General features: G+C 71.5%; 2 pseudogenes. Both read left to right on the forward strand.

The features are described 5' to 3' along the window. Nucleotides 1-39: 39 nt before the first annotated feature. Nucleotides 40-1,089, forward strand: a pseudogene (locus BZL64_RS35650) (alkene reductase); the annotation flags it as partial. 4 nt (nucleotides 1,090-1,093) lie between these two features. Further along, nucleotides 1,094-1,399 (forward strand): annotated as a pseudogene (locus BZL64_RS35655) (MarR family winged helix-turn-helix transcriptional regulator); the annotation flags it as partial.

The following is a 1,399-nucleotide window of genomic DNA, read 5'->3' on the forward strand; positions in this document are numbered from 1 at the left end:
CGGTGACCGGCCGGTCACCGTCGTACCGAAGGACTGCTCATGCTGAGTTCCCTGTGGACACCGACCACTCTTGGCGGCATATCTCTGCCGCACCGCCTGGTCATGGCCCCCATGACCCGTGACCGTTCCACCTCGGAGGGCGTACCGACCGAGCTGAACGCCGAGTACTACGCCCAGCGGGCCTCGCACGCGCTCGTCATCACCGAGGGAACCCAGCCCTCCCCCGACGGCCAGGGCTACCTCCTCACCCCCGGCATCCACAATGACGAACAGGTCGCCGGGTGGCGCAAGGTCACCGACGCCGTGCACGCGGCCGACGGCCGGATCGTCATCCAGCTGATGCACACCGGGCGCATCGCCCACCCCGACAACACCCCCCACGGGCGCCAGCCGGTCGCTCCTTCGGCGATCCGGCCGGAGGGCGCGATGTTCACCGCCTCCGGGCCCCAGGAGATGCCGACACCACGTGCGCTGTCGACGCAGGAGGTCACGGCGACCGTCGAGGACTTCCGCCGCGCCGCGGCTGCTGCTGTCGCGGCGGGCGCCGACGGCGTGGAGATCCACGGCGCCAACGGTTACCTGGTGCACCAGTTCCTGTCCGACAACACCAACCGGCGCACCGATGGCTACGGCGGCTCGGTCGAGGGCCGCATCCGCTTCGCCGTCGAGGTCGCCGCCGCGGTGGCCGACGAGATCGGCGCCGACCGCACCGGCCTGCGCATCTCCCCCGGCAACCCGTACAACGACATCGCCGAGTCCGACACCGCCGAGCTGTATCCGGCGCTCCTGGACGCCTTGCGCCCCCTGGACCTGGCCTACCTCCACGTATTGCACGCGGGCGACGAGGAACTGCTGGGGACGCTGCGCGCACTGTGGCCGACCACGCTGATCCTCAATCGGGGCGGCACCGACCTGCCCGCCCGCGCCAAGGACATCGAGAACGGTACGGCCGACCTCGTGTCCGTCGGCGCCCTCGCGCTCGCCAACCCCGACCTGGTCGAGCGGCTTCGTGCCGGCGCGCCGCTGAACACCCCCGACCCGGCCACGTTCTACGGCGGCGGAGCGGCCGGCTACACCGACTACCCCACCNNCCCGTGCCCACCGCGCCCGCGCCGCCGTCCTGCTCCGTGCCATGGACCTCCACCCCGGCCAGGAACTGCTGCTGATGCAGCTGTTGGACCGCGACGGCCAGACCCAGTCCGAACTCCTCGAAGCCGTCGGCCTGGACCACTCCACCGTCTCCAAGTCCCTGCGCCGCATGCAGGAAGCGGGCCTGCTCGTCCGCGAGCCGGCCCAGCACGACCGGCGCGTGATGGTGGTCCACCTCACCGACAAGGGCCGCGCCATGCGCGAACCCATCGCAGCCCTGTGGCAGAGCCTGGAGGAGATCTCCGCGGGC

The organism is Streptomyces bobili (assembly GCF_002154575.1).
GTDB classification, from domain to species: Bacteria; Actinomycetota; Actinomycetes; order Streptomycetales; family Streptomycetaceae; genus Streptomyces; species Streptomyces bobili.